Below are 26,655 nucleotides of genomic sequence, written 5' to 3'. Positions count from 1 at the left end.
TGAAACCTACTATACTTTAACGTTCGGCCTGAGCGCCCGAATATTCTGACCATAGGCTGAAGGCCCACCCTTGAAAACGGCGGAGCCTGCAACAATTGCGGTAACACCCGCCGAAATGGCCCGGGGCGCGTTTTCAGGGTTCAGGCCTCCATCAATTTCGAGGATGATGTCACGGCCTGACTGGTCGATCATGTGCCTGAGCTCTTCGACCTTGCGCAACTGGCTCTCGATGAAGCTCTGTCCGCCAAAGCCCGGGTTGACCGACATGACAAGGATCAGGTCGACATTGTCGAGAAGGGGCTCAACCATGGACGCTGGCGTGCCCGGATTGAGCGCCACGCCCGGCCGCATGCCGGCAGCCCGGATTGCCTGCAACGTGCGGTGAATGTGCGGTCCCGCCTCCGGATGGACAGTGAGAATGTCGGCGCCCGCCTTGGCGAAGGCCGCGATGAACGGATCGACCGGTGCAATCATGAGGTGCACGTCGAACGGCTTCTTCGAGTGGGGCCTAAGCTTTTCAATGACGGGTGGCCCGAATGTCAGGTTCGGTACAAAATGGCCGTCCATCACATCAATGTGGATCATGTCGGCGCCCGCTGCATCAATTGCGCGAACTTCGTCTCCCAAGCAGGCGAAGTCCGCCGAGAGAATCGAAGGGGAAATCAGGACCTTGCTCATCCTCAATCCCTAAAAGGGAACAGCCGACCGCACAAGGCGGCCGGCTGTCCGGTAATCAAGTTTTAACCACGTGCCCGGTTTGGGGCAGGCCGGATCAGTAGCCGCCGCGGGGAACCAGCTTCCAGCCGTCAGCGCCTGCAATAATGTCGACCTGCGTGCCGGGCGCGATGTAAACGTCGGCGCCCTGGACGATTTCCTTCACGTCGCCATTGCTGAAGCGAACGATGTAGGCATAGCCCTGCTTGGTGCCGATCGCCTTGCCAGCCTCGTTGCCGACCATGCCGCCAGCGACCGCGCCGCCGATGGCGCCTGCCGTCTGGGCCTTGTCGCCGCCGCCGAGTTCAGAGCCTGCGAGGCCGCCAAGAACGGCGCCTGTTGCCACGCCGATAATCGAGCGGTCTGGCTTGATCGTCACGGCTCGCACCGACGTCACGGTGCCTTGGTAGACGGTCGAGGCCTGGCCGACGGACTGCGTGCTCGTCGTACCGATACCGGGGCTGTTGGCGCAGCCGGCGAGGGCGAGGGCGAGCGTGAGCGCGGCGAGCGCGCCAGCCATGACCTTGCCTGGAACAGCGCGGGAGGAAGTAATTGCAGACATATCAGTGCTCCTTGCACATTGAATGGACACTTTTTGCGCGTATTCAGCTGAATAGCAGATGAACCCGTGCAGACTATCTTGGGGCCATCGGTGGCGATTCAATGGCGGCCAGCGACAGATTCTGCCGTCAAGGCGGCATGTCGCAACCTGTGGCTAACACGTATTTACTATCGGTTCGCCCGCACAGCGCGGACGTCGCAGGCGAATCAGGCTTTGAGCAGCCGAGCGATGTAGAATGTATCGTGGTCGCCATCTGTGCCCGGCAGGGTCAGCACGTCGCCTGCGGGCGTAATCGCGTTGTCAAAACCGGGGATTTCGGAAGGGCTGACGGGGCTTCGCCGGACAAGGCCCTTGGCGATCGCCGCCTCGACGACATCGACGCCTTCAGCCGGCAGCGGCGTGCAGACGCAATAGACGAGCGTGCCGCCGGATTGCAGCATGGCGAGCGCTGATTCGAGCAAGCGAGCCTGCACAACAGGAAAGCGGATGATGTCAGCTTCGCGCTTTATCCACGCGCCTTCCGGGTGACGACGCAGTGTTCCCAATGCCGAGCAGGGGGCGTCGAGCAGGATTTTCGAGACGGGCGCGTCCGGGCGCCATTCATCGGCATTAGCTGCGATCACGTCGGCGGAAAGACCTGTTCGGGCGAGATTTTCCTTCAGCAAACGCAGGCGCGGCTCAGACCGGTCAACCGCTGTGACACTGGCGCCCGACGCGGCAAGCTGGAGCGTCTTGCCGCCGGGCGCAGCGCAGAGGTCGATCACGGTATCGCCAGCCTGCGGGTTCAGCAGGCGTGCAGGAATCATGGCCGCGGCGTCCTGAACCCACCAGTCACCTGCGGCGAATCCGTCCTTGTCCTCGACGGAGCCGCCTGGCACCCGCACGGCCCCACCGGGTACGATCTCGCCTCCGGTTTCGGCGGCGACCTTCTGGGGGTCTGATTTGGGTGTCAGGTAAAGCAAGGGTTCGGAGAGCTGCGCCTTGGCGAGCGCGATCGCTGCCTCCTCACCGAGTGCATCGGTGAAGGCCGTTTGCAGCCAGTCCGGCCAGACCGTGACGGGAGACAGGGCCGGAAAATCGGGGCGCTCGCGGTCGGCACGGCGCAGGACGGCGTTGAGGAAAGCACCGCCGGAGCGGGCTTCAGGCCAAGCCTTGGCGGCTTCCACGGTTTCGCCGACGGCGGCGTGGGGTGGGGTATCCATCAGCCAGAGCTGGGTGACACCGGTGCGGAGCAGGGCCCGTATCGGCGCGGTAACGGCGGGGAGCGGGCGCGACAGGAGGGGGGTAAGGGCATGGTCGATATGCCCGAGATTGCGCAAGGCGGTACTCGCTATGGCCCGCGCGAACCCGCGGTCGGAGCCCTCAAGCGTGTTGAATACCTGGCTCGTGTCCATCGCATCGTCGAGCGTGCGACGGCTGTCTAGCGTCAGGGTCAGCAAATCGGCTGCGGCCCGGCGAATATCGGCTCCGCTCACGTTCTCAGCCCCACGGGCCGGCAGCGCGCCTGGCGGGGGTGACATCAGCAGTTGGCGCGGACATCTGGTCCCCGGCCATGCGGCGCAGGGCGGCAACCCGGCTGGCCGTGGATGGGTGGGTCGAGAACAGGTTGTCGGCGCCGCGGCCGTTGAGCGGGTTGGAAATGTACATATGGGCCATGGCGGGGTTGCGCTCGGCCTGGACGTTTACGGACGCGCGGGCGCCGCGTTCGATCTTTTCAAGCGCCGAAGCCAGCCAGAGCGGATTGCCGCAGATTTCGGCGCCCTTGGCATCGGCCTCATATTCGCGCGAGCGGCTGATCGCCATCTGCACGAGGCCGGCGGCGACAGGGGCGATAATCATGATGGCGAGTGAGCCGATCAGGCCGTTGCGTTCGCGTCCGAAGAAAAGCGCAAAATTTGCCAGCATGCCAATTGCGCCTGCGATGGTTGCGGTGATGGTCATGGTCAGCGTGTCGCGATTGCCGACATGGGCGAGTTCGTGGGCCATGACGCCTGAGACTTCTTCCCGGGTCAGCATGCCAAGCAGGCCGGTCGTCGCCGCGACGGCTGCATGCGATGGGTCGCGCCCGGTGGCGAAGGCATTCGGTTGAGGCGTTTCGATAATGTAGACTTTTGGTGCGGGCAGACCAGCCCGCTCGGCGAGCGAGGCAACGTCATTCGTGAAATTGCGCAGCATCGGCGTCATCGTCTCAGGCGTCAGCTCGCGTGCGCCCTGCATTTTCAGGACGATCTTGTCGGCATTCCAGTACGAAAACGCGTTCATGGCGGCCGCGACGACAAAGGCGACGACCGTGCCGGGCACGCCGCCAACAAGATATCCGATCGCCATGAAGAGTGCGGTCAGCATGGCAAGCAATATGAAGGTTTTCGCAGTCCCCATTGGACCAATACTCCACTAATACGACAGCGCGATGTTTATACGGACAGTACCGTCAACTATATGGTGACCATTAACGAATTGAGGAGTCTGCTGGCACATGGGCCAAGAAATACCAAACCCTGACAACAGTCAGGACGAGTCCGAGCGCCGCAAGGGTTTGACGCCTGAGGCCCGCCGGGCGCTGGAAGAAGCAGATGCGCGCCGCGCGGCGGCCGAGGCCGATGCGGCAGCCCTGCCCGAGGACGAGAATGGCGGGCCCCGCACGATCGAACCGACGCGCTATGGCGACTGGGAACGCAAGGGAATTGCCTACGATTTCTGAGCGCTAGGCGCGTCAGACGACTCCGGCATCAATCAGGCTTTGCGCGCCATCGATGATGGCCTCCTTTGCCGTATGGGGAGTCCAGCCAAGAATGGTCCGGGCCTTTTCATTGGATACCTGGCGTTGCCGTCCGAGTTCCGGAATGACCTGTTTCAGGGGCGGATTGAAGACGGCGACGATTTTCAGCATGAAATCGGGCATCGTGCCCTTGGGTAGTTTTTTCGCATAGGCCGGAAAGGCCTCGCGCAGCACATCGGCAACCTCGCTGAACCACATGAACGGCTGCGAGACGAGGAAGCGCTCGCCCGCCGCGCCCGGTACGGTCATGGCTGCCAACTGGGCTGCAGCGACATCGCGGACATCTACAATGCCGAAGCCGATGCGCGGCACGGCGGGAATCTTCCCGGACAGCGGCATGGTCAGGAGTTCCAGCGAAGCAGAAAGGTCGCCGCTCATGACCGGACCGAGCACGGCTGCCGGATTGATGACCGCGAGCTCGAGGCCCTTTCCTTCGCCGTTGACATAGTCCCAGGCCGCACGTTCAGCGATGGTCTTGGAGCGGGTATAGGCGGTGTTGTCTTTCAGGTTGTCTGGATTGGACCAGTGTTCCTCGGTCAGGATAGCGGGGCGGTTCTCGCCCCAGCCATAGGCGATGGCCGCCATGGAAGACGTCATCACGACGCGCTTCACGCCGGCGACTTTGGACGCTTTCAGGACGCGCAGCGCGCCGTCTGTTGCCGGACGGATCAGTTCGTCCGGGTCTTTCGGAACGCCGCTCGGGAACGGTGAGGCCACATGCTGGACAAAATCCATCCCGGCAACTGCCTCTGCCCAGCCTTCGTCGCGCTCCAGGTTTGCTGCGATCAATTCGATCGCGATGGGCCTGCCGGCATATTTGCTGAGCGTTTCATTCAGCTTGGCCGCACTGCTGGCCGAGCGCGCCGTGCCGCGTACCTCATGGCCCGCGTCCAGCAATTGAAGGATGACATGCCCGGCGATGAAACCGGTTGCGCCCGTAACGAGTACCTTGGCCATCGAAGCCTCCCAGATTTTCGTGAATGATGAGCGCTCCCGCCATCTTTCACAAGGGAGGGGCGACGGCCTTGCCTCTCATCCGGTGTTCCCGGAACGTGATGTAGAACGTTGCCGAGATGATGATCGCGGTTCCGACCCAGGTCCACGGGCCCGGCAGGAGATGGAACAATAGCCAGTCGACCAGGGCCGCCATGGGCAGGCGCAGATAGTCGATGGGGGACAGGAATGAGGCGTCGCCAATGCTCATGCCGCGAATGTAGAGATACTGGCCGAGCGCGCCGCAGAGGCCCATGAGGCCGATCATGCTCCAGTCCTGAAAAGACGGCATGATGGCGGGCCATTTCCAGATGGCGAGCGGCAGCAACAGGACAGATGACAGGAGGTTGGCCCAGATCAGCAGCGTGACCGGGCGATGCAGGCGCGACAGCACTTTCACCAGCGTGATCGCGCCCGCCATGCAGAACGCGGCGCCGAGCGCGAGCAGGGTGCCGACGCTGACGCCTGCCTGCGGCTGGGTCATGATGAGGACGCCGACAAAACCAGCCAGAGTGGCGCCCCACCGATGCCAGCCGACGGTCTCGCGCAGGACAAAGGCGGCAATCACCGTAATGAACATGGCGCGCGAAAAACTGATCGCGTTGAACTCCGACAAGGGCAGGCCGACCGCGTCAGAAACGGCGTAAAAACTCAGGATGAAGCCGACCGTGCCGAATACGCTGCGAACAAAAACCATCACCGGCTGCTGGACGCGCATGATGCCGAAGCCGTGTCGGAAGAGGACGGGCAGCGTGATGACAAGCGCGACTGCCGCACGCCAGAAGGCGAGGAAGCCCGGATCATAGTGGGCCGACTGGAGTTTTGACAGGGTCAGAAAGGCCGTGAAGACCGCACCCGACGCGGCCATCCAGAGCGCACCTTCCAGGTTGCGCGTGCGTTGCGGGCGGTTATCCTCGCGGGCTGCAGACACATTTGGGCTAGTTGCCATGGACCGTTTCACCGCCTCCGAGATCGATGAGATTGACCGCCTGTGGCGGCGCCTTCCGATCGATCACATGTGGACCGGTTGGGCAACCGCGGGCGAGGCGCCTGAACAGGTCTGGATCTTCCGCACACGCGCCCACTGGCGCCGGTTCCCCCTGACCAAGTCGGCCAGGGGCTATGTTCTTGCCGATGAACACGGCCGCCGCATGTTCCGGGCGCCGACGCTGGCGGACCTGCTGCAGGCCGTTGAAGCAGTCCCGGGCCTGGACGCAATGGTTCAGGACTGAGCGCCGGACGCCATGGCGACCCGCATCTGCTCGGCCTGTTCCGGGGAGATACCGAGCGCTTCGAGGAGCGGGCTGGCAGCCTGTTCGTTCCAGCTGTGCGGTGGGCCGACGGTCATGCCGCCGTCGACCAGGAACTCGCCGCCCGTGATGAATCCTGACGCATCGGACGCCAGGAAGGCGGCCATTTCGGCAATGTCGTTGCCGCGCCCGACGCGCCCGATCGGCTGCATCTTGCCGCCCGACTGGGCCACCATTTCAGCCATCTGGTCTGCCTGTTCACGCGGCAGGCCGAGAGACGCCCCGAAGATCGATGTCGCGATAAAGCCGGGCAGGATGGAATTGACCCTTATCTGGTACTTGGCGAGTTCAGCGGCGGCCAGTTTCGAGAAATGCGCGACGCCTTTCTTGGCGACTGAATAGGTGATCGGCGCATAGCCAGCGCAAACGGCGCTGATCGAGGACGTGTTGATTACCGAACCGCTCCCGCGGGCCTTCATGTGCGGCACGGCAAACTTGGTGCCCGCGAAGACCTGTTTCAGGAGCAGGTTCATCGTCGTGTCGTAGCCGTCGAGGTCGAGGTCTTCGACGCCCGTCGACGTGCCGCCATGACCGGCATTGTTCCAGAGGATGTCGAGACCGCCGAAGGCATCGACAGCCGATTGCATGAGGGCTTCGAGCTGGGCCATGTCGGTGACGTCGCAATGGGTGAAGCGGACCTTGTCTGATCCGAAGCGCGTTTCCAGCGCCTTGCCCTTCTCGTCCTGCACGTCGCCTGCGATGACTTTCGCACCTGCGGCGACGAAGACTTCGACGCCCGCAAGGCCGATGCCGCTGGCGGCGCCTGTAATGATGGCGACCTTGCCGCTGAGATCCGTCATGTTGTTATCCTCCCGTTTTCCCACCATGCGCCGGGCTTCCGCCGGGGACGTCAAGGGAGGCTGGAAAAGATTCGGGACGGTGCCGCCTAGCCAGGTTTGCGCAGGCCGAATTGCTTGGCGAAAATGCCGTCGAGCATGCGTTTGGGCAGCCGGGACGGGATCGTGAAATTGGTCAGCTTGTTGGGCACGGGAGCATAGCGCGCCCGGGGGCTCGGGTCTTCCAGGGCGGTCTGGACGACCTTGCCGATTGCTGCCGGTTCAAGCCCGGTCCGGCCGCCTTCGAGCATGATCTGTTCGAACTGTTTCAGGGGCGCGGCCCAATCGCTTTTTGCATAGGGCTGGTCGACATTCTCAGCCTCGGCCTTGTCCCAGATCGGCGTTTTCACGGCGCCCGGACCAATGGCGATGGCGTCGATGCCATAGATGGACAACTCGCGGCGCAGGGTGTCGGTCATGGCTTCGACGGCATGCTTGGTGGCGGCATAGGCACCGAGGAAGGGGGCCGATATCCTGCCGCCAACGCTGGTGATATTGACGATCCGGCCGGGCGGGCCGGACCGGAACTTGTCTGACCCGAGCAGGGGCACAAAGGCCTGCGTTGCGCGAAGCAGGCCGAACACGTTGACTTCGAAATGCGCCTCGAAGTCCCCGAGCGGCTGGATCGCCAGCGGACCCATCTTGGCGATGCCGGCATTGTTGACGAGGCCGGCCAGCCGTGCGTTGCCGAGCGCCTCGGCGACGGTCTGCACCGCAGTCTCGACGCTGCCGGTCTGGGTGACGTCGAGAAGTATCGGGCGTAAGTCGCCACTGGCGCCGTCTTTCAACAGGTCCCCATCGGCCTGTTTGCGTACACCGGCGAAGACGCGCCAGCCCTTTGCGGCCAGGTGGCGGGCCGTCGCGGCGCCGATGCCCGTGGAGGCACCCGTAACGACGACTGTGCGGGGAGAAGCCGGGGTCGTGTCCTGTGCCATGTGTCGCCTTTTGTCCGGGGGAAAGGGTCAGTCGTCTACGGTCTGCTTGCCGCCCTCGATTACCCGGAAACGGGCCCGTGGCGGGGGGATGGCAGGCGTGTCCTGCGGGGGTGGTGGGGGTGTGGGGGCGGTCACCAACCGGGGCGCGGCGGGGCGGGACGGGGGTGGTTCAGACGGAGGAGCGACGGCAGGCTCTTCGTCCTCTGCGGCGATGTCGCGTACACGCGGCGTGTAGGCCGGGCGGTTTTTCGACTTGAAACCTGACTTGCCTTTGCCGCGCGCCTTCTTGTCGATTTCTTTCAGCTTGATCTGCTGGAGGCTTGAGAGTGCCTCGCCTTCGGCGCCCTTCTCCGGATCGGCAAAGGCCGAGCCATAGGTCTCGATGCGCTCTTCGACCTCTTCAAGGAACTGGCGTTCCCAATCGGAGAGTTCGGGGCCGAGGCCCTGTTCGGCGAGCGCGGCGGCCTTGCGCAGTTTGCGCAGGGCGGCACGTTTCTTACGTTCGTCGACATCCCGGGACATGCTGGGGATGTTAGTTCAATCCGGCACAAAGGCCAATTGATTCAGGCGTCGCCGGTGGCCATCAGGTACAGTTCGAGCATCATTTCCTGTTCTTCGCGATCGGCCTTTTCGACTTTGCGAAGACGGATGACCTGGCGCAGCGCCTTGACGTCGAAGCCGAAGGCCTTGGCTTCGGCGTAGATTTCCTTGATCTGCTCGGCGACCTCTTTCTTTTCTTCTTCCAGACGCTCGATCTTGGCGACGGTCTGGCGAAGCTTTTCCTTGGTCGTTTCGGTCAGGTGCGTGGCGGGAGCGTCTTCCATGAAGGTAATCCTCGAATCGATGTGGTGGCAGGCAGGCCGAGCCTCTTAGCGAGACTTACCGTCCGTGGCCAGACGCCGAATGGCATCCGCGACATCCGGGCCGTGCGCGTGGTGGGGCATGTGGCCTTCGTCCGGCAGGATCATGAGGTCCACAGGCACCTGTTTCTTGAGCGCGCCGACATGAAGCTTCGGCGAGATCACCGTGTCCTGGCTGCCGGAGAAAACGGTGATCGGCACTTGCAGTTCCGGGTAGCGCAGGGATTGCGCGCCGAGCTCTGCCCGCAAGGCCTGGACATCCTGCGCGTTGGCCCGGAAATTTGGCGGGCGGAACAGCAGGCCGATGGCGGAATTCTCGAAATATCCTTCCGGCGCGGGTGCGGGATCGAACACGCCGTCTATGCCCGCCCGGACCTGCTGCGGCCCAACGGTGGGCACAAGCTGGGTAAACATCGGGCCGACCATCGGTGCAGCGGCAAGGCCGGTGTACCAGGCCTGCCCGCCGCCGCCCCAGTCATGCGTGACGGGCGCAATCAGGACGAGGCCCTGAACCAGATCGGGCCGGTCGAGCGCGAGGCGTAACGCCACGGCGCCGCCGAAGGAGTGGCCGACAATGACGGCTTTTTCACCGGGCGCCATCTGGTCAAGTACGCCGGCCATCTGGGCGGCCTGCATTTCGAGGCGATGGGCGCCTTCGAAGCGTTCCGAATAGCCGTGCCCCGGCCGGTCGGCCATCAGGACGCGGGCGTCGCCCTCAAGACGCGGCGCGAGCGTCCAGCTGAATTCACGGGCATTGGCGCTGGCGCCGTGGATCATCAGGACGGGCGGGCCGGAGGTTCCTGCCGAGAGGATGTTCACCTTGCGACCGTTGACGGTGAGCATCCGGCCTTCCGACGCGGGATTGGCCGCCTGGATTTTCGACGTATAGGCCGCGCTCGAGACACAGGCGCCCACACCGCCGACGCTGACGAACGAAACTGCAAGCAGGGCGAAGCTGATCATGCGTGTCAAAGCCCCTGGCCTTCGGCGACCTTGGACAGGCGCTTTTCGGCCTGCATCGCCTGGGTCATGAACGGATAGATCGCGAGGGCCTGCCGGTAGGCCTCAAGCGCCTCCTTCTCGGCCCCCATGGCCTCCATCATGATGCCGAGCCCGGCCCAGGCGCCGAAATGGCGGGGTTCAAGCCGGAGTGCCTCATTGAGGTCGCGCAAGGCTTCGGGGAAGTTTTCGTCATTGAGGAACAGGCCTGCCCGCCGACTCCATGCCTCGGGATAGTCCGGTTCGATCAGGATCGCGCGGTCATAGAAAGCGCGGGCGGTTTCATAGTCTCCGATCGTCTGGGCATCGACCGCACGTTCCATCAGCATGTCGACTGTCGGAGAGCCGGATTCCATCCATGAGGCCCATATGTCCTGAGCGACGTCGTTGGCTTCGCTTTCGCTGGGCGCGTTGTGCAGTTTCTCGAACATCTCGTCCGAGGGGCCGGCGGCGGCCTGACCAGCAAAGATGAAAGCTGCGAGGAGCAAGCGCTTGAACATGGGGATTAATATGGCCGGGAAGCGGGCGGCGGCAACATCAAGTTTGCATCAGATCAGGCGGTGATGCGCCAATGCGGCTTCCAGACCGGCTGCGCCGGTGAAGTGATGGGTGGCAAATCCGAGCGCGTCTGCGGCGGCGATATTGGCTGCGCTATCGTCGATGAACAGGACGCAAGCCGGATCCGGATTGCCGATCGCCTCCAGCGTATGGCGGTAGATCGCGGCGTCGGGCTTGACCATGCCAAGGTCGCCGGAAACGACAACGTGGCGAAACCGGTCCAGCACCGGGCCGAAATGCTGTTGCATCAGGGGCCAGGTCTCGGACGGCATGTTGGTGAGGGCGTAGAGCGGCACATTGCCTGCGTGCAGGCGTTCGATCAGGTCGGGCGTGCCATCGATATAACCATCGAACATTTCCATCCAGCGGCCGCCCCAAGCGCGGATTTCAGTCTCGCATTCGGGATGTTCCGCGATGAGCGCGGCAGCATTGTCGGCAAAGCTGACCCCGGCATCGTGGCGCATATGCCAGGCCATCGTGCAGACAGAGCCCAGGAACTGATCCCGGGCTTCGGCATGGTCAAAAATTTTGTCGTAGAGGCGCGACGGCTCCCAATCGAGCACGACGCGACCGAGATCGAACAGGGCAATCGAAACGGTCATTTTCCCGCCTCATTGCCTGTTCATCTTCGGCTCAGGCCTGTTTCGCTTTAAAGCGCGGGTTGGTCTTGTTGATCACGTAAACGCGGCCCTTACGGCGCACGATCTTGCAATCGCGGTGACGTGCCTTGAGGGACTTAAGAGACGAGCGGACTTTCATGGGCCTAGCCTGACGATCATGTGATATTAGGAAAGCGGTGCGAGTAATGAATCCGGGTAGCAGAGTCAAGGACGTGCGCTGTCAAGCGCCGACATTCCCACGGAGAGCGACGATGATACAGACTGGCATTGCCAGGACGCAATGGCTTGCCGCGGCTGCGTTGGCAGGATTGCTGGCTTCCTGCGCCGCAGGGCCGCATGCGGCAAAGCCACCTGTGACAGGCAATCCGCCCGTCGGCACGGTGCAGACGGGACCCATCAAGTACAAATCGTCCGGCCATGCGGCGATGGACGCCTGGCGAGTTGATTTCTCCAACCGGGCGCTGGAAGCGGGCCATGACCGGGCGCTCGTGGAATTGCTGCTGAGCGGCATCGAGCCGATTCCGCTCTGGCTGGGGTCGGACATGCAGGTCGCGGGCACCGGCATCGGCGACCAGGCCGAGTTCGCCAAGCCGATCTGGGACTATTTGCGGGTTCCACTTGGCGACAGCCGGATCCGGAATGGCCGGGAGCGCCTCTCGATCCACCCTGACATGTTCGCCAGCCTCGAGGCACGCTACGGCGTCGACCGGCAGGTGCTGGTGGCGATCTGGGGCATGGAAACCAGTTATGGTGCGGTGATCGGCAATTTCGACGCCGGCAATGTGCTCGCCAATATGGCGGTCGAAGGCCGGCGGCGCTCGTTTGCCGAAAAGGAATTGTTCGCGGTGATGAAAATGGTCGAGCGCGGCGACGCCGAACGCTCCGACCTTGTCGCCGGCTGGGCCGGGGCGATGGGGCAGACCCAGTTCATGCCGTCGACCTACCTGGCCTTTGCCGAGGATTTCGACGGCGACGGGCACAAGGACGTCTGGAAGAACGAGGGCGACGCGCTCGCTTCGGCAGCCAACTATCTCAGCAAATCGGGCTATGCGATGGGCCAGCCCTGGGGCATCGAGGTGGCCGTTCCGGCGGGTTTCGATTACAGCCTGGCCGACGGCAATGAGCGGCGCATGGATACATGGCGTGCAGCCGGGCTGGTGCCGATTGCGGGTGGACCGTTCGAGACCGCCGGAGCCGATTTCGCGCAGCTCTGGCTGCCGTCGGGTGCCGAGGGACCGAAATACCTGCTGTTCGGCAATTTCAAGGCGTTCAAGGCCTACAACAATGCCGACTCCTATGCCTTTGCGGTTGGCATGGCAGGCAATGCGATCATGGGAGAACGCGGACCTGTCACGCCCTGGCCAACGCACTTGAGGCCCCTGTCGGTGGCGGACATCAAGGCGTTGCAGGCGGGCCTCAACGGGCGCGGGTTCAGCGCCGGGCCAGTAGACGGCATTCCGGGCCGCCAGACGAAACTTGCGCTGATGGGCTTCCAGAAATCCCGCGGCCTTGTGGCGGACGGCTATCCGACCAAGGACATGCTGGCGCTCGTGGTTGACGGCGGCGGCGGTAGCAGCGTGGGAGTGTCGTCGGAGAGCGAAGGCCCGAGCTGATCACTCGGCCTCCGAATATTCCCCGACACCATCCTTCAGGCCGAACCGGGCGAACAGGATCATCGACAGGAGAAGGCCTGCGCAGATGACGAAGGGCAGGTGCGGATTCACGTATTCGTACAGGAACAGGCCGAAGAAGGGCGTGATGATGAAGCCCATGCCATTTGCCGAGATGACCAGTCCGGCAACATTGCCCTGAAGTTGCGGCGAGACAGCCAGCGATGCCCCGCTGGAGAAGCCGGGCCGGGCGAGCCCCTGTCCGAGACCGATACAGAACTGCGCAAGAATAAGGCTGGCATAGTCGCGCGCGAATACCAAGATGACCGCGCCGAGGAAAAGAGGCACACAGCCGACCATCATCAGCGTCTTGTTGCGCAGGTTGAGACGCGGGATCAGCCCAAGCTGGGCGAACAGGACGGCGAGTGCGCCGACCGTGAAGGCGGGCCCGGTAAATTGTGCGGCCTCCCGGCCGGACACGCCCATCCGGTCCATCACGGTGAACACGAAGACCTGGGTCAGGATGCCGGTGGTCAGTGACAGGCAGACGGCAAAGACGAGGAAGGGCAGGACCGAGCCTGAGCGCCAGAGGCCGTGTGCGCCGGTTTCGTCATCATACTGCGTGGCATCGGAAACAGGGGGGCGTTGCTCAGGCAGGCGGAACCAGATCAAGGCTGACATGGTGAAGGCGATAACGGCGGTGACGGCCAGCGGGCTGAGCAGGCCGGCCGTCGCCACCAGGGCTGCGGCGACAGCGGGGCCGATCACGGTGCCGACGCTGAAGCCGGACGTGATGAAGGCAATCTCCGACTGACGCTCGGCCGGGCTGGTGCGGTCTGCAACATAGGCCTGCGCGGCTGGATTGGTGCCCGAGCCGAGAAGGCCGAACATGGACCGCGAGGCAGCAAGGCAGAGGAATACGAGCACCGTGCCGGTGATAATGTGATTCAGGCTGAGCCAGCCGAAGACCAGCAGGAGCGTCATCGACAGGCCGTAGCCGGCCAGCCCCATCGCAGCGACCGGACGCCGGCCCCAGCGGTTCGATTTCTTGCCCCAGAAGGGCGAGGTGACCGACCACCAGAAGGCCGACAGCGCGAAGATCGAGCCCGCCATCCAGTCAGGCAGGTTCAGTTCGCGTGTCATCGGCGGCAGCACGGCAGCGATCAGCATCGTGTTGCCGGCGCCAATAGCCATCAGCGAGAAGAACAATAAAAAGAAAGCGCCACGACGATCAGGTCGTGGCGCATCTTGAAGGGAATCAGCTGTCTGGCTCATGCCCAGACTAATCGGCTGGGGGGGCGAAAATGTCCAGTCGGTGACTTAGCCATTGTTCCCGGAGACGCTCGGATAGCATTCGCCGGACCAGGGCGAGAGGCGGGCATCGGTCATTGAGCGGTTGGAAAAATCAATGCAGGCCCGGCCATAGTTGCGGACCGCTTCGGTTGCCTGTTCCTCGGCCCAGGAATGGGCGCAGGCTGCCTGGTCTGGTGCCAGGCTGTCGGCAGGCGCCCCCGGGCGGCGTTGCGCGTCGATAAAGTCGGAGACACAGGCGGCGTAGGTTTCGATGCTCTGCGTAAACGCCTCACGCGCCCCGCGTGCCGTTTCAAGTTCTGCCAGAGAGCCAAAGGAGGCCGACTCGAAACCGGAAGGGCCGATGTCGCCGCAGGCCGCCCGGACGATGGCGCGCCCCTGTTCGGTCTGTTCGGCCGCGCAGACGCGGTAGCCGTCGCTGGCGGCATATTGCTGGGCGATGCACGGCGCGGCGATGGCGGTAAATGCGATGGCGGCGAGAAAAGTGCGCATGGGCTGGAACGGCCTCCTGTTCGCCACCCCCCGATGACGTTTCAGCCTATTGATACGTGTCGCGCAGGGGCTGATCAACCGCCCGGGACAGGGGTGCGTCGGGCAGGCCGAAAGAAACGCAGGGTTAAGACCCTTCTGCGCAGAGTGCGGGCTGTTATCGCCTTGAAAGGTATCGGTTTGGCGCAGCTTGTCGGCCTCGTTCTCGTCTTTGTCCTCGTTTTCGGTGGCCTTGTGCTGACCGGAGGGCGGGCGGCCATGCATGCGCTGCCGTTTGAACTGGCATTGATTGGCGGCGCGGCTGTCGGCACGGTCCTGATCGGCAATTCGATCAGCGTCTCGCGCGAGGCGCTGGGCGGATTCGTCAAGGCGTTCCGCGGGGCCAAATGGGGACGCAACGACTACCAGGACCTGCTCGTGCTGCTCGGCACGCTGATGCGAAAGTCGCGCCAGGGCGGCTTCGTGGCGATTGAATCCGATATCGAGGACCCCGAGACTTCTGCGGTTTTCCAGGCGGCTCCCCGGATTCTCGCAGACGATGCGGCGAGCGGCATGGTCTGCGATGCCTTCCGGCTGATGGCGCTGGACCTGTCCGATCCGGCCCGGGCAGAGGCCCGGATGGACCAGTCGATCGCCGTTTATCTCGACCAGCGCATGAAAGCGGTCGGGGCCCTGCATACACTGGCGGATGCCCTGCCGGCGCTGGGCATTGTGGCAGCCGTTCTGGGCATTATCCGGACGATGGGATCGATCAACCAGTCGCCCGCCATCCTGGGGGCGATGATCGGGTCGGCGCTGCTGGGCACGTTTCTCGGCGTCTTTCTCGCCTATGGCCTAGTGGGACCCGTGGCCGCGCGTTTCGGACAGATCGTGGAGGAAGACGCGCGTTTCCTGGACGTGATCCGTTCGGTTCTGGGCGCTTATGCTGAAGGGATGCAGCCGGGAATAGCGCTGGAAATGGGCCGTACGACCATTCCGCCCGCCCTCCAGCCGGACCCGTCCACGCTGGAACGGGCGCTCAGCGCCTCGCGATTTGTTGCCAAGTCGCGAACGGCGGCCTGAAATTCGAAGAGATTGTTTAACGGTCGCGAAATTCAGTTCTGAGACAGTCGCCCAATCCTTAGGGACGAGGTGATGGAAATGACAGATACAGCTGCCGAAACGCTTCCCGAACGCAAGTACTGGGTTTCGGGCAACCTGAAACTGGTCGCCACAGGCCTGACCGGCTTGATCGCAATTTTCGTCGCACTGAAAGCGACGGCCTATAATTCAGGCGGCGCGATCGGTGTGGAAGATCATGTTTTCCGCATGGTGGCCTTCGCATCACTGACAATCTGGGTTGCGCTGACCATCGGCCTGCGCCGGTCCGGTACGGCCGCGGTGATCACGTTGGGATTTGCGACATTTGTCGAACTCATCCTCGAGCCCGCGCGTGGGCATGAATACGGCACGCTGGCCTCGACCAATCTCGGCATCGTGCTCGCCTATTGCGGCCTGCAGCTTTATCGGTACCGGCTGGCGGATGACCGCAAGCGCGCCAGAACCGTCGCCTCTGCCTAGGCAGGTTCCACACCCCTTGCATTGACGGCGCGGGCGGACGCGGGCGAGTGTCCGCGCCATGCCCGAAATACGCCTTTCGACCTTCAATTGCGAAAACCTGATGATGCGCTGCGATTTTCGCAGGGCCGGCATCGCGAACGCGCGCCAGCGCCTGACCGATGTCGACAGCGTGCATGTCGCTGAGCAGGTGGACTCTGTCTTCAATGTGCTTTCGGAAGATGACCGGACCCTGACGGCGCAGGCGCTTGCGGCGACGGAAGCGGAAGTCTGCGCCCTCCAGGAAGTCGAAAACCTTGTCACGCTGACCGCATTCGACACCCGCTATATCGCCAGGTGGGCCGGCAGCGCCTTTGGCCAGCGCGTGTTGCACGAGGGCAATGATTTACGCGGCATCGATGTGGCGTTGCTGTCGCGCCTGCCGGTGATTTTCCAGCGCAGCCATGCGCGATCGACATTCGGCTCGCTGGGTGTTGCCCCGCCAGAAGGCCGGAGCGTGAATGATTATGCGTTCCGCCGCGACTGTCTTGAGGTGGATGTGGCCAAGGACGGGCGCGCACTGACCCTGTTCGTCTGCCATTTCAAGTCGATGCACGGAGGGCGGGACAGGACCCGAAGCGTGCGCGAGGCCGAGGCAGCGGCGGTGCGGCGCGTGATCCGGAACCGGTTCGCAGATCCGGCGGAAGAAGACTGGGTCATTCTCGGGGACTTCAACGATTATCGCCAGGTGGACGGGGTGGCGGTTGGAAATTCGGGTCTCGGCCCCCTCCTGGACGACGGATTTGCTGTGGATCTCGCCTCTCGCGCGATTTCTGACCCGTTTGACCGCTGGACGCATCATTATCCGGAGGACGACATCTATGGCGCACTCGACCACATGTTCCTCTCGCCGCGCCTTGCAGCCCAGAATCCGGCGCCCGCAACAGCCATTATCCGGGCCGGTTCACCCTATCATGCCGCACGGTATACCGGGCTCAGGTTCCCCGGAATCGGCTGGATGGCGCCCAAGGCGTCCGATCATTGCCCGATGGCGGCAACCATAAAATTTGAAGGCCGGGCCTTATCGGCCTAGTCTTTCGTTCATATCTGACCTGCCCAGGCTGGAGGCCATGCCCATTGTCGCGTTTCGATGAACTGATCGCTACGGTTGAAACATACCAGACGCTCGCCGCCGAGAACTATAATCGGATCCGGTCGCTCGCCGAGGAAGTGCGCGCTGGCCTTTGCGACTATATCGGAGCGTCAGACGGCATTTGTGTCCACCTCGTGCCGCCGACCGGGTCTTTTGAGCCCAAACCGCATGGTGACGGGGCGTTTTCCCTGCCGCCACGGGGGTTCCGGCCATTGGTGCCAATCGCGTTCGGCCTTGCCGTTCGTGTCTCACGACAGGCCGACTGGCTGCGGGTGAGCATGGAATGCCGGAAAGTTGGCGAGGTGTTCATCGTCCAGATCGAGGATGGCGCCGAGTATGAATTCCGTCTGCCGCTCGGGGACAAGGACCCCGAACCATTTTATGAGCATGTCTATTCACATGTAATCAATTGGTTCGCGGAGAATATCGAACGCTACAAGGTTGGAGACTACGGAACCCGTGAAATCGGGTTTGACTTTGCGGATGACATGAAAGCTCACCCTGCGTAATGCAGGTGAGGACTACCGGGCGGTTGGGCAGATAGGGCGCACATGAACCATATGGACTTTGCTCTCGCGGGTGCCGGATCCGGCGAGCTGATCTTCGCTTGTGCGTTGATCGGCGCGCTGGGAATCGGCGCGCAATGGCTCGCCTGGCGCCTGCAGGCACCTGCCATCGTGCTGATGGCGCTGGCCGGACTCGCTGTCGGACCGCTCTGGGCGGTGACGTTCGGGCAGCCGCTGCTCGATCCAGAAGGTGTGTTCAATGGTGGCGGCAATGACCTCCTGCGACCCATCGTGTCGCTGGCGGTGGCCGTAATTCTCTTCGAGGGCGGCCTTGTCCTCAAATTCGAGAACCTGCGTGATGCGGGCGCTGCCGTGCGGCGCATGGTGTTCATTGGCGGGCCGCTGGCCTGGGTTCTCGGCACGCTGGCCGCGCGCTACGCTGCCGGGCTCGACTGGTCCAGCTCCATTGTCTTTGCAGGCGTCATGGTGGTGACCGGTCCGACAGTGATCATGCCGCTGCTGCGCCAGTCAAAGCTGGGCGGCAAGGCCGGCGCGTTCCTGAAATGGGAAGGCATTGTCAACGACCCTGTCGGCGCCCTGTTTGCCGTGGCCTCGTTCGAAATCATCCGCGTGGCGGCGACGGGCGAGTCGATCCTCGGCAAGGGCGCGATGATCGTGTTTGCTGCCGCGCTCGGCGTGGCGCTGGGCATCGCATTCGGCTGGGCCATCGTGCGTGCCTTCCGGGCCGGCTGGACGCCGGAATACCTGAAAGCGCCGATCATCTTCGCCTCGATCATCCTCTGCTATGCGCTGGCCGAGCAGATCGAAAAGGAAATCGGCCTCGTCGCCGTGACGGCCTATGGCATGACGCTGGCCAATTCCCGGCTCGCCGGGATTGCCGAACTGCGCAAGTTCAAGGAGGACATCGCCGTCCTGCTCGTGTCCGGCGTGTTCGTGATCCTCACGGCCAACCTCAAGCCCGACGTCATCAAGGACGCGCTGACCTGGCGCACGCTCGCATTCCTCGCGGTGATGCTGCTGGTCGTGCGGCCGCTATCGGTCTGGATTTCCACCTATGGCACGCTGAAGCGCAACGAAGCGCTACTCCTCGGCTGGATCGCGCCGCGCGGGATCGTGGCTGTGGCGGTTTCCAGCCTGTTTGCCACCTTGCTCGAAGATCTCGGGCGCCGCGGCGACAGCAAGTTCTATTTCTCCGGCGCCGAGCAGATCACGCCGCTCGCCTTCGCCATGGTATTCGTCACCGTGGTGCTGCACGGCTTCACGATCGGGCCGCTGGCGCGGCGCCTCGGCCTTGCCCGCAAGGACAAGCCGGGCGTGCTTCTGGTCGGGGTGAACCCGTGGAGTATCGACCTGGCCAAGGCGCTGCGCAGCGTCGGCATCGAACCGATCCTGGCGGATAATAACTGGCGGCGCCTGCGACCGGCGCGCGAAGCCGGCCTGAATACGTTCTTCGGGGAAGTCCTGTCGGAGGATGCGGAAGTGCGCCTCGACCATTCGGCCTTCGACCAGGTGATCGGCCTGTCGGCCAACGAGCCCTACAATGCGCTCGTGTCGGGTCATTTCGCGCCGGAACTCGGTCGCCACAAGGTCTACCAGCTGTCGGCGCAGGACACCGAGGACGAGGATCCGCGTGCCATCGGCATGGGCACGCGCGGGCGCACCCTGATCCGGCGCGGGCGCGGCTATGACAGTCTGATACGCGACCATTACCGCGGCTGGACGTTCGGCAAGACCAAGCTGACCGACGAATACGACATCGCGGATTTTCGTGAGGACCGGAAGAAGTCCGACCTGATTGCCGAAGTGCGGCCCGATGGCACGGTCACGTTCCTCGGGCCCAATCGCGAGCCGAAAGGCGGTGAAGGTGTCACCCTGATCAGCTTCGGCCCGGCTCGTCCGACGGAATCCGAGAAGGACCTCGCTGCCGCGCAGGCAGGCTGAACGCAGGGCGAATTTGTAATCCATAATACGGATTTAGCGGCTCGGCCCCTTGCTAAGTCCTAAAAACGAACCCTTCAGAACGAGCCCGTTAGGATGACGCAATTGTGAGCGAGTGCTCCTGAAAATATTTTTTCAGTGTGAGGACGTCTGGCGGTTGAGAATGCCTGGTTGGGCCTTCAGTTGGCGGATTATTCCCCAGCCGATTGAAGTTCGGCGCCATGGGTGCGCAACCAGGCGCGATGGCGCTTCCAGTCCGGGACACACCGGGTCACATGGGCCCAGAATTTCGGGGAATGATTCATTTCAAGAATATGGGCGCATTCGTGGGCTGCCACATAATCGAGTACTTTCGGCGGCGCCATGACGAGGCGCCACGAAAAGGAAAGCAGCCCGTCAGACGTGCACGAGCCCCAGCGAGACCGCGTATCCTTGACGGAAATCGCTTTGTATTCAACGCCTAACGTCGCGGCGTGGCGGTTGACCGCGCGGGTGAGGTCGGCCTTTGCCTGCTTCTTGAGATAGCGCGTCACGCGCAAGGGCAGCGTTTCGGGATCCCCCGGCGCGCTCAGCAGAAGGGGCTCGCCTGGCCACATTTTGGGCAGGCGGGTGTCGCCATTGGCCGTCAGCTGGCAAGCCTCGCCGCGAAAACGGATGATTTCGGCTTCTTCAAAGCGCACGATTTCGGGCAAATGCTGGAGGCGCGTGGAGATCCATTCGACGCGTTCTGCAGCAAATGCAGCGGCATCCTTGATCTGGCGGTTGCTCGGCGCGACCGCCACAGCCTCGCGGCGACGCTCGTCGAGCCGTAAAATTAGCCGCCTTGCCTTGGAATTCACTTCAAATCGTACCACAACGCGCGAACCATTCGGCGCCTTCAGTGTCATTGTCTGGCCATTGTTGTATGCCATGTATCAAACTCTCAAGAGACGCGTCGGGGACACCTGCTCGCAGTTATTCAATAAAGGGACCAAAGATGAAATATCTGCTGACAGGCGTCGCCGCCCTCGCTTTGCTTACGGCATGCGGAGACAAAAACAAGGACAAGGATGGCGCCGGCCAGGCGGGAATCGAGTATTCCCAAGACAAGGCGACGAAGGTCAAACTCCGCAAAGGGGACCCAGCTACGGCGAGCCAGGTGCTGAGTGCACTGTCCTTGACCCAGTCCGGGTCGGGCCGCGTCAGTTTTGCCAGCAGTGACCTGAAAGGCGCCAAGGCCGTGTTCAAGGATGTGACGCTGCTGTCATCTGAAGATGACGGCGGAGAGGGCATCGACTTTGACAATGACGATGGCGAGCTGCACCTGAAAGGGGCCGACCTGAAGGCCGGCACGATGACGTTTGAAGGCCTCGGCATGATCAAGGGCCAGCCGAATTTCTCGCGCATCCTTCTGTCGGACATCACCTTCGTGCCGAAGAACCCGGAGGAGGCCCACGGGTCGAGCAAGATAAAATCGATGGAACTGGTCAACCCGTCGCCCGAAACGGCGGCCTGGATTGCCAGCCTGTTCGGCAAGGGCGAAGCGACAGAAATGCCTGAAGGCAAGGCGCTCGCATTCGATCTCTGGTCGATGAAGGACGTCAATTTCCAGATCGATGAGGAAGAGGGCGAAAAAGGAGCCTTCCTGGTCTCTTCGGTCGAAATCCTCGGCCTGAAAGACGAGAAAGTCGGACGGATGGCGATGAAGGGCTTCAGCCTCGACATGACCGACCCCAAGGATGATACCGACCTGACGGCGCGTCTGGGCGGTGTCGATATCCGGGGCGCGAATCTCGGCATGTTCAACGACATGGCGGACGGCGAGGCAGCCAAGGGCATGCAGTCCGGCCTGTTCGAGATGCTACAGAACGATCCGGCCAATCCGGGCTATGATTCCGTGGTGATCGACAATCTCAAAGTCGCCGTGTCTGGCGCCAGTTTCGACATGCCGAAGCTCAATTCCAAGGTCTCGCGTGACAAGAAGGGCCGGGCCGTGAAAGTGGTCACCGATCCGTTCACGATGACGCTTGCCACCGGCGAGGGCGAACTGGGCGAGAAATTCGGTTCGCAACTCGCGCTCCTCGGCTACCAGAAGCTGGAACTGAGCGGCCAGGGTGAACAATCCTACGATCCCGACAAGGACATGGTCACCATCGCCAAGGGCAAGAATTTCTGGAAGCTCCAGGACGGTTTCCGTCTCGATTTTTCGGGCAAGTATGAAGGCGCCAGCGCGGTTGCCGCAGCCCAGGCCAACGCCATGAGCGAAAACGGTCCGGCCGCGCCCGGTGAATTGATGCAGGAAGCGCTCGACAAGATGCGCATCCACAATTTCCAGCTGGCACTGGACGATGACGGTTTCGTCGACCGCGCCTTCAACGCCTATGCGGCCCAGTCGGGTGAAGACCCGCAACAGCTGCGCAGCCAGGCGGCGGGCATGGTTGCCATGATGCCTATGATGGCGGCAGGCGCCGGTATCGACGCGGAACTGGCGGGCGAAGCCGCAGCGGCCATCTCCAGCTTCCTCACCGACCCGAAGACGCTGACCATCACGCTGGCGCCAACCACGCCGCTGCGCGTGGCTGACTTCGCCGAGATGGAAGACCCGTCGGCCCTGACCAAGACCACCCTCGGTTTCAGCGCCTCAAACGAATAGGCCGGCCCTGACGCACTGAATGGCGCGCGCCTCCAGCTGGAGGCGCGCGCTTTTCTTTGTCCGCCGGACAGGGCATAGGCTTGCGGCCATGAAAATCGCATTCTTTGGAGACGTCGTCGGCAAGCCGGGCAGGGCTGCCGTCCTGGAATACCTGCCGGCCCTGAAAGCGCGCCTGCGCCTCGATTTCGTCGTGGTCAACGCCGAGAACTCCGCTGGCGGTTTCGGCCTGACGGAGGCCATCGCGAATGAATTCTTCGCCGCCGGCGCTGACTGCCTGACGCTGGGCGACCACGCCTGGGACCAGCGCGAGGCCATGACCTATATCCAGCGAGAGCCGCGCCTGCTGCGTCCAATCAACTATCCGCCCGCCGCCAAGGCGCCGGGCAAGGGCGCGCACCTGTTCGCCCTGCCGGACGGGCGCCGCGTTGGCGTTGTCCAGGTGCAGGGCAATGTCTTCATGCGCCAGAGCCTGTCAGACCCGTTCACGGCCGTCGATGAGGCGCTGGATTCCATGCCGCTGGGCGCGGTAGCGGATGCACTGATCGTCGACATGCATTGCGAGGCCACCAGCGAGAAGATGGCGATGGGCCATCATTGCGACGGGCGCGCCAGCCTCGTCGTCGGCAGCCATACGCATGTGCCGACCGCAGACACGATGATCCTGGAAAACGGCACCGCCTACCAGACCGATGCCGGCATGTGCGGCGACTATGACAGCGTCATCGGCATGCAGAAACAGAACTCATTGAACCGCTTCATCACCCAGCTGCCGGGCGAGCGCTACCAGCCCGCCCTCGGCGACGGCACCCTTTGCGGCACCTTTGTCGAGACCGACGATGCGACCGGGCTTGCCGTGCGTGTAGAGCCGATCCGCATGGGTGGGCGGCTGAGCGAGCAGGTGCCCGCCTAGGCGGCTGAGCGTCACGCCGTTCCGTCTGATTTCCACCAATCCGTCATGGAAATTGCGCGGCGCTTGCTCGTTCCGGCCAGCACGAGCAGGCCTGCCAGGATTCCGAGGTTCTTGATGAAGTTCTGCATTTCGTGCGCAGCTTCGATGCCGTCGAAGTTCCAGAAATCATGCAGCAGCGCATTCACCAAAAGAATGTAGACCACGAAGCCGAAAGCCACCAGGCGAACGTGCCGCCCACTGATCAGGGCCAGTCCGCCGGCGACGTTCACCACGGCGGCGAACCATATGAGCTGCAGGGCAAAACCAACGCCGTGATGCTCCATCAGCGCGACATGCAAGTCGGGTGCGAGAAACTTCATTACTCCCGGGACAAGAAAATACAGGCCGAGCAGGGCCCGTCCGGTCGCGATCGCCCATTTGGTTTTCGTTTCGTCCATTGGTGGATACCTTTTGCTCTATAGGTCTCTTCGCATGTTCTGACCGCCTAGGGCGTCACCACCGGGAACCAGAAGTCGGGCCGGTCGAGCGTGGCGAAGAAGGCGCCGATCATGGCCGGGTCGCCATCCACCGTGGCCGAGCCGGAGCCCAGTTGTTCCGGCAGGGTCGTCTTGCCGAGCAGCATGAGATCGAACACGGAGCGATCAATGGTGAGGGTCGCAGCTGCCGGGTCACTTGCCCCGGTACGAGGGACCATGACGGCTTGGCCGACCTCCAGCGTGACCGCTTCGTCCCGGTCCGGGAAGACCAGGTTCACGTTGAAGGGATCGCTTGTCATCTTGGCCGGATTGAACCGGGCGGCGAGAGAATCCATCAGGTCGAGCGTGTCGACGGCGCGCAGGAATTCGGCATTGCCTAGCTGTGGGTTGCCGAGGCTCGGAATGCCGTTGCGCAACTCGCTGGCGCCGACAAGGTAATAGCTGCGCCAGGCGCCGCTCTCGGCCTGAAAGCCGAGCTGCTCGTAAGCTGCCGCCAGCCAGTTGCGGGCGGTCTCGTTTTCCGGGTCGGCGAAGACGACATGGTTGAAGACTTCCGCCGCCCAGCGGAAGTCGCCCGCATCGAACGCTTTTGCGCCAAGCGCAAGCGTCGCGTCCGCTCCGCCCATCGCCTCGACATAGCGCGCCGCTGTGACCACGTGCGGCAGGGCGTTGTACTCTGCCGGAACGCCGCCCCACCAGCCGAAATAATATTGGTAGACGGCCTTGGCATTGTGATTGAGCGTGCCGTAATAGCCGCGCGTATTGAAGGCATCGGCCTCGCTTTCGAAGGCAGGCTCGCGGACGGCCTCGGCTGCCTCGGTCATGGTTGCGCCGGCATTGGCGTTGCGCAGCGTCTGGTCGTGGACGTAGCGGTAGATGTCGCGCTGGTGGGTCAGCAGGCTGTCGACATTTTCCTGCCCCCAGGTCGGCCAATGGTGCGAGGCGAAGACGACATCGGACTTGTCACCATAGGCCTGCAGCACATGGTCGATGGCGCGGGTCCAGCCGAGCGCATCGCGTACCTTGGCGCCGCGCGGGGTCAACAGGTTGTGGAACGTGGCGGTCACGACCTCTGCCGTGCACAGGGCGCGCTTTTCAGGCAGGTAGAACATGAACTCGGCGGGGGCTTCGGTGCCCGCCGCGTCGATGAACTCGAATGTCACCCCATCAACCACGCGCTGTGTGCCGCGCCCGGAAATTTCCTCGGTCGGCGCGATCAGGCTGATCGTGCCCTGCGGCAGGCCGGGGCCAAGGCCGGAACCGACATGGGCGGTCGGGCTGCGGGCAATCGTGTTGCCGAACATGAAGGTCGAGCGTCGGCTCATCTGGTTGCCCGCGATCAGGTTCTCGCTGACGGCATGCTCAAGGAAGCCAATGGGCGCGAGGATCGGCACGTTGCGGGCCTTGGCGTCTTCCTCAGTGATCACCCCGCGCGCGCCGCCGAAATGGTCGGCATGGCTGTGCGTGTACAGCAGGCCAGTGACCGGGCGCTCGCCCAGCGTGTCATTGACCAGTTCGAGGGCCGCGCTGGCGGTTTCCACACTGGTCAGCGGATCGACGATGATCCAGCCGGTCTTGCCCTCGATCACGCTCATCACGGAGAGATCGTAGCCGCGCACCTGCCAGATGCCGGGACCGACCTCGAACAGGCCATGTTCGGCAGCAAGCCGCGACTGGCGCCAGAGCGAGGGGTTCACCGTGTCCGGCGCATCGCCCCTGAGGAAATCGAATTGCGGGATCGACCAGACCACGCCGCCTTCGGCATTCAGGATGGCGGGCGCGTCGATGAAGGCGATGCGCCCACGGCTGGCATCTTCGACATCGCTTTGCTCGTCCAGCGGAAGCCGCGCGGCCAGGGCGGCATTGGCGGCCCGGGTTGCGTCCGTGGCTAGGCCTGCTGGCGGCGGGGCCGGCACAGCAGGTGGGGGCGCCAAGGCGGCCTCGACAGGTGCCGGCGCCTCGGTCAGGCTGGTGCAGGCGGACAGGACTATGGCGCTCAGCCAGAGCATGCGGTGGCGCATCTTGGTCTCCTCCCTGGAGTTTTTCCGTAACCTTCAGACATTGAAGCCTGTTGGCAAGCGCTTCCCGAACGGGTGTCGCCAAAAAAGGCACTTGCCCGAAGCAGCCACTCGCCTTCAGATGGAATTTGGGAAAAGGGAGTAGGGGCATGAGCGAGACGGTATTTGCGCCGGACGGAACAGTTTCAGGCGAAAGTGGCGGGCAGAGTTCAGCCAAACAGTCGAAAATCTCGGAACATGCCTATCCTCACGGGCCACGACCGCTCCAAGGCTTCAGCTCGCCACTGGGTGTGGGGCTGATCATATATGCAATTGCAGCATTTGCTTTAGTTCCGCTCAACCTCGTCGGCACTCTCCAGCCTCAGCTTATCGACGAGACACTAATCGAATCTGGCGAGCTTTCGGCGCTCACATTCTCTATGGCGGCCCTCGTGGTGATGGCCGCATTTTACCTTTCCTTCGTGTTTTGTATCTTCCTGACGGGGCGCTTCATGTACCGCGCCATGCGGAATCTTCACACAATCGGTTCGAAGATCGCAGATATTTCGCCCGGTTGGTCAGTCGGATGGTTTTTCGTCCCGTTCGCTAATCTGATGATGCCTTATCGGGCCATGCGCGAGATTGTCGAAGGCTCAAGCGTTGCGCTGGGAGGTTCACTTGGTAGCGAGTCTCGGCTCAGGTTCTGGTGGGGATTTTGGCTGATCAGAAACATCATCGGTAACGGGGCTGACCGCACCGTAGCGATATCCTGGCTGTATTTTACTTTGAGCGCTGTCTCGCTTGTTGCTTCAGGATTGGCGGCGCTGACGCTGAGACAAATCGTAAGGGATGTCGCAAAGCAGCAGGAGGCCATCCAACACGGCGGCGTCTCGGACGTCTTTGCCTGAAC

At 62.9% G+C, this 26,655-nt stretch carries 30 protein-coding genes; 11 read left to right on the top strand and 19 right to left on the bottom strand.

The genetic code is table 11. The features are described 5' to 3' along the window. Window positions 1-9 precede the first annotated feature (9 nt). From rpe to htpX, 4 genes are all read right to left on the bottom strand, one after another. Complete coding sequence (gene rpe / locus AC0L7I_RS03310; protein WP_473398112.1) at window positions 10-678, bottom strand: ribulose-phosphate 3-epimerase; 669 nt, start codon at window positions 676-678, stop codon at window positions 10-12. A 94-nt stretch (window positions 679-772) separates the two neighbouring features. Continuing rightward, entirely contained in the window at window positions 773-1,276 is a 504-nt protein-coding gene (locus tag AC0L7I_RS03305) for an outer membrane lipoprotein (protein WP_473398111.1), read from the bottom strand. A 206-nt stretch (window positions 1,277-1,482) separates the two neighbouring features. After that, window positions 1,483-2,751 (bottom strand): RsmB/NOP family class I SAM-dependent RNA methyltransferase, encoded by a 1,269-nt coding sequence (locus AC0L7I_RS03300; RefSeq protein WP_473398110.1) that lies wholly within the window; start codon window positions 2,749-2,751, stop codon window positions 1,483-1,485. A gap of 4 nt (window positions 2,752-2,755) precedes the next feature. Then, window positions 2,756-3,655, bottom strand: a complete 900-nt coding sequence (gene htpX / locus AC0L7I_RS03295; RefSeq protein WP_473398109.1) for a zinc metalloprotease HtpX — start codon at window positions 3,653-3,655, stop codon at window positions 2,756-2,758. 97 nt (window positions 3,656-3,752) lie between these two features. Between htpX and AC0L7I_RS03290 the strand changes: the two genes are divergently transcribed. After that, window positions 3,753-3,977, top strand: a complete 225-nt coding sequence (locus AC0L7I_RS03290) for a DUF1674 domain-containing protein (RefSeq protein ID WP_473398108.1) — start codon at window positions 3,753-3,755, stop codon at window positions 3,975-3,977. Window positions 3,978-3,989: 12 nt separating this feature from the next. Here the strand turns inward: AC0L7I_RS03290 and AC0L7I_RS03285 are convergent, their stop codons facing one another. Then, window positions 3,990-5,012, bottom strand: coding sequence for an SDR family oxidoreductase (locus AC0L7I_RS03285; protein WP_473398107.1), 1,023 nt, complete (start codon window positions 5,010-5,012; stop codon window positions 3,990-3,992). Between the two features lie 46 nt (window positions 5,013-5,058). Next, the gene (locus AC0L7I_RS03280; RefSeq protein WP_473398106.1) at window positions 5,059-5,997 is read right to left on the bottom strand and encodes a DMT family transporter; all 939 of its coding nucleotides are present in this window, start codon (window positions 5,995-5,997) and stop codon (window positions 5,059-5,061) included. Here AC0L7I_RS03280 and AC0L7I_RS03275 point away from each other — a divergent pair. After that, a complete protein-coding gene (locus tag AC0L7I_RS03275) occupies window positions 5,996-6,280 on the top strand; it encodes a hypothetical protein (RefSeq protein WP_473398105.1) in 285 nt (94 codons plus the stop codon). The two genes, AC0L7I_RS03280 and AC0L7I_RS03275, sit on opposite strands and share 2 nt — an antisense overlap. Here the strand turns inward: AC0L7I_RS03275 and AC0L7I_RS03270 are convergent. The 8 genes from AC0L7I_RS03270 to ykgO form a co-directional block, all read right to left on the bottom strand. Further along, window positions 6,271-7,158, bottom strand: a complete 888-nt coding sequence (locus AC0L7I_RS03270) for an SDR family NAD(P)-dependent oxidoreductase (protein WP_473398104.1) — start codon at window positions 7,156-7,158, stop codon at window positions 6,271-6,273. The genes AC0L7I_RS03275 and AC0L7I_RS03270 overlap by 10 nt on opposite strands. A gap of 86 nt (window positions 7,159-7,244) precedes the next feature. Further along, the gene (locus tag AC0L7I_RS03265; protein ID WP_473398103.1) at window positions 7,245-8,129 is read right to left on the bottom strand and encodes an SDR family oxidoreductase; all 885 of its coding nucleotides are present in this window, start codon (window positions 8,127-8,129) and stop codon (window positions 7,245-7,247) included. Window positions 8,130-8,156: 27 nt separating this feature from the next. Further along, window positions 8,157-8,651, bottom strand: coding sequence for a hypothetical protein (locus AC0L7I_RS03260; protein ID WP_473398102.1), 495 nt, complete (start codon window positions 8,649-8,651; stop codon window positions 8,157-8,159). Window positions 8,652-8,692: 41 nt separating this feature from the next. Next, complete coding sequence (locus tag AC0L7I_RS03255; RefSeq protein WP_473398101.1) at window positions 8,693-8,953, bottom strand: DUF2312 domain-containing protein; 261 nt, start codon at window positions 8,951-8,953, stop codon at window positions 8,693-8,695. A gap of 45 nt (window positions 8,954-8,998) precedes the next feature. Further along, window positions 8,999-9,952, bottom strand: coding sequence for an alpha/beta fold hydrolase (locus AC0L7I_RS03250; protein ID WP_473398100.1), 954 nt, complete (start codon window positions 9,950-9,952; stop codon window positions 8,999-9,001). Window positions 9,953-9,957: 5 nt separating this feature from the next. Further along, a complete protein-coding gene (locus AC0L7I_RS03245) occupies window positions 9,958-10,488 on the bottom strand; it encodes a tetratricopeptide repeat protein (RefSeq protein WP_473398099.1) in 531 nt (176 codons plus the stop codon). A 48-nt stretch (window positions 10,489-10,536) separates the two neighbouring features. Next, on the bottom strand, window positions 10,537-11,148 hold the full coding sequence (locus AC0L7I_RS03240) for an HAD-IA family hydrolase (RefSeq protein ID WP_473398098.1): 612 nt from the start codon (window positions 11,146-11,148) through the stop codon (window positions 10,537-10,539). 31 nt (window positions 11,149-11,179) lie between these two features. Continuing rightward, entirely contained in the window at window positions 11,180-11,305 is a 126-nt protein-coding gene (gene ykgO, locus AC0L7I_RS03235) for a type B 50S ribosomal protein L36 (RefSeq protein ID WP_034736570.1), read from the bottom strand. A 112-nt stretch (window positions 11,306-11,417) separates the two neighbouring features. On the opposite strand from ykgO, the gene AC0L7I_RS03230 reads away from it, so the two are divergent. Further along, window positions 11,418-12,779 (top strand): lytic murein transglycosylase, encoded by a 1,362-nt coding sequence (locus tag AC0L7I_RS03230; RefSeq protein ID WP_473398097.1) that lies wholly within the window; start codon window positions 11,418-11,420, stop codon window positions 12,777-12,779. Here AC0L7I_RS03230 and AC0L7I_RS03225 read toward each other — a convergent pair whose 3' ends face one another. Continuing rightward, a complete protein-coding gene (locus AC0L7I_RS03225; RefSeq protein WP_473398096.1) occupies window positions 12,780-14,051 on the bottom strand; it encodes an MFS transporter in 1,272 nt (423 codons plus the stop codon). A 45-nt stretch (window positions 14,052-14,096) separates the two neighbouring features. Next, window positions 14,097-14,579: a hypothetical protein gene (locus tag AC0L7I_RS03220; protein WP_473398095.1), complete on the bottom strand. Its 483-nt coding sequence runs from the start codon at window positions 14,577-14,579 to the stop codon at window positions 14,097-14,099. A 144-nt stretch (window positions 14,580-14,723) separates the two neighbouring features. On the opposite strand from AC0L7I_RS03220, the gene motA reads away from it, so the two are divergent. From motA to AC0L7I_RS03195, 5 genes are all read left to right on the top strand, one after another. Then, window positions 14,724-15,638 carry a flagellar motor stator protein MotA gene (gene motA / locus AC0L7I_RS03215; RefSeq protein WP_473398094.1) on the top strand — a complete coding sequence of 305 codons (915 nt, stop codon included), beginning with the start codon at window positions 14,724-14,726 and terminating at the stop codon, window positions 15,636-15,638. Window positions 15,639-15,716: 78 nt separating this feature from the next. Continuing rightward, window positions 15,717-16,136, top strand: coding sequence for a hypothetical protein (locus AC0L7I_RS03210; protein ID WP_473398093.1), 420 nt, complete (start codon window positions 15,717-15,719; stop codon window positions 16,134-16,136). A gap of 58 nt (window positions 16,137-16,194) precedes the next feature. Then, entirely contained in the window at window positions 16,195-17,205 is a 1,011-nt protein-coding gene (locus AC0L7I_RS03205) for an endonuclease/exonuclease/phosphatase family protein (RefSeq protein WP_473398092.1), read from the top strand. Between the two features lie 44 nt (window positions 17,206-17,249). Further along, window positions 17,250-17,774, top strand: coding sequence for a hypothetical protein (locus AC0L7I_RS03200; protein WP_473398091.1), 525 nt, complete (start codon window positions 17,250-17,252; stop codon window positions 17,772-17,774). Between the two features lie 42 nt (window positions 17,775-17,816). Next, the gene (locus tag AC0L7I_RS03195; RefSeq protein WP_473398090.1) at window positions 17,817-19,733 is read left to right on the top strand and encodes a cation:proton antiporter; all 1,917 of its coding nucleotides are present in this window, start codon (window positions 17,817-17,819) and stop codon (window positions 19,731-19,733) included. A gap of 188 nt (window positions 19,734-19,921) precedes the next feature. Here the strand turns inward: AC0L7I_RS03195 and AC0L7I_RS03190 are convergent, their stop codons facing one another. Next, window positions 19,922-20,641 (bottom strand): M48 family metallopeptidase, encoded by a 720-nt coding sequence (locus tag AC0L7I_RS03190; RefSeq protein ID WP_473398089.1) that lies wholly within the window; start codon window positions 20,639-20,641, stop codon window positions 19,922-19,924. Window positions 20,642-20,706: 65 nt separating this feature from the next. Between AC0L7I_RS03190 and AC0L7I_RS03185 the strand changes: the two genes are divergently transcribed. Beyond that, window positions 20,707-22,362: a hypothetical protein gene (locus AC0L7I_RS03185; protein WP_473398088.1), complete on the top strand. Its 1,656-nt coding sequence runs from the start codon at window positions 20,707-20,709 to the stop codon at window positions 22,360-22,362. Window positions 22,363-22,450: 88 nt separating this feature from the next. Then, a complete protein-coding gene (locus AC0L7I_RS03180; RefSeq protein WP_473398087.1) occupies window positions 22,451-23,272 on the top strand; it encodes a TIGR00282 family metallophosphoesterase in 822 nt (273 codons plus the stop codon). Window positions 23,273-23,283: 11 nt separating this feature from the next. Here AC0L7I_RS03180 and AC0L7I_RS03175 read toward each other — a convergent pair whose 3' ends face one another. Together AC0L7I_RS03175 and AC0L7I_RS03170 are read right to left on the bottom strand one after the other, a co-directional pair. Continuing rightward, window positions 23,284-23,709: a DoxX family protein gene (locus AC0L7I_RS03175; protein ID WP_473398086.1), complete on the bottom strand. Its 426-nt coding sequence runs from the start codon at window positions 23,707-23,709 to the stop codon at window positions 23,284-23,286. A gap of 47 nt (window positions 23,710-23,756) precedes the next feature. After that, window positions 23,757-25,769, bottom strand: coding sequence for an alkyl/aryl-sulfatase (locus AC0L7I_RS03170; protein WP_473398085.1), 2,013 nt, complete (start codon window positions 25,767-25,769; stop codon window positions 23,757-23,759). A gap of 146 nt (window positions 25,770-25,915) precedes the next feature. Between AC0L7I_RS03170 and AC0L7I_RS03165 the strand changes: the two genes are divergently transcribed. Further along, entirely contained in the window at window positions 25,916-26,653 is a 738-nt protein-coding gene (locus tag AC0L7I_RS03165) for a DUF4328 domain-containing protein (RefSeq protein WP_473398084.1), read from the top strand. Window positions 26,654-26,655 lie beyond the last annotated feature (2 nt).

This window comes from Hyphomonas sp. J20-32 (genome assembly GCF_055808555.1).
The sequence above is the reverse complement of the archived record's forward strand: the minus strand, read 5'-3'. Positions and strand labels throughout refer to the sequence as shown.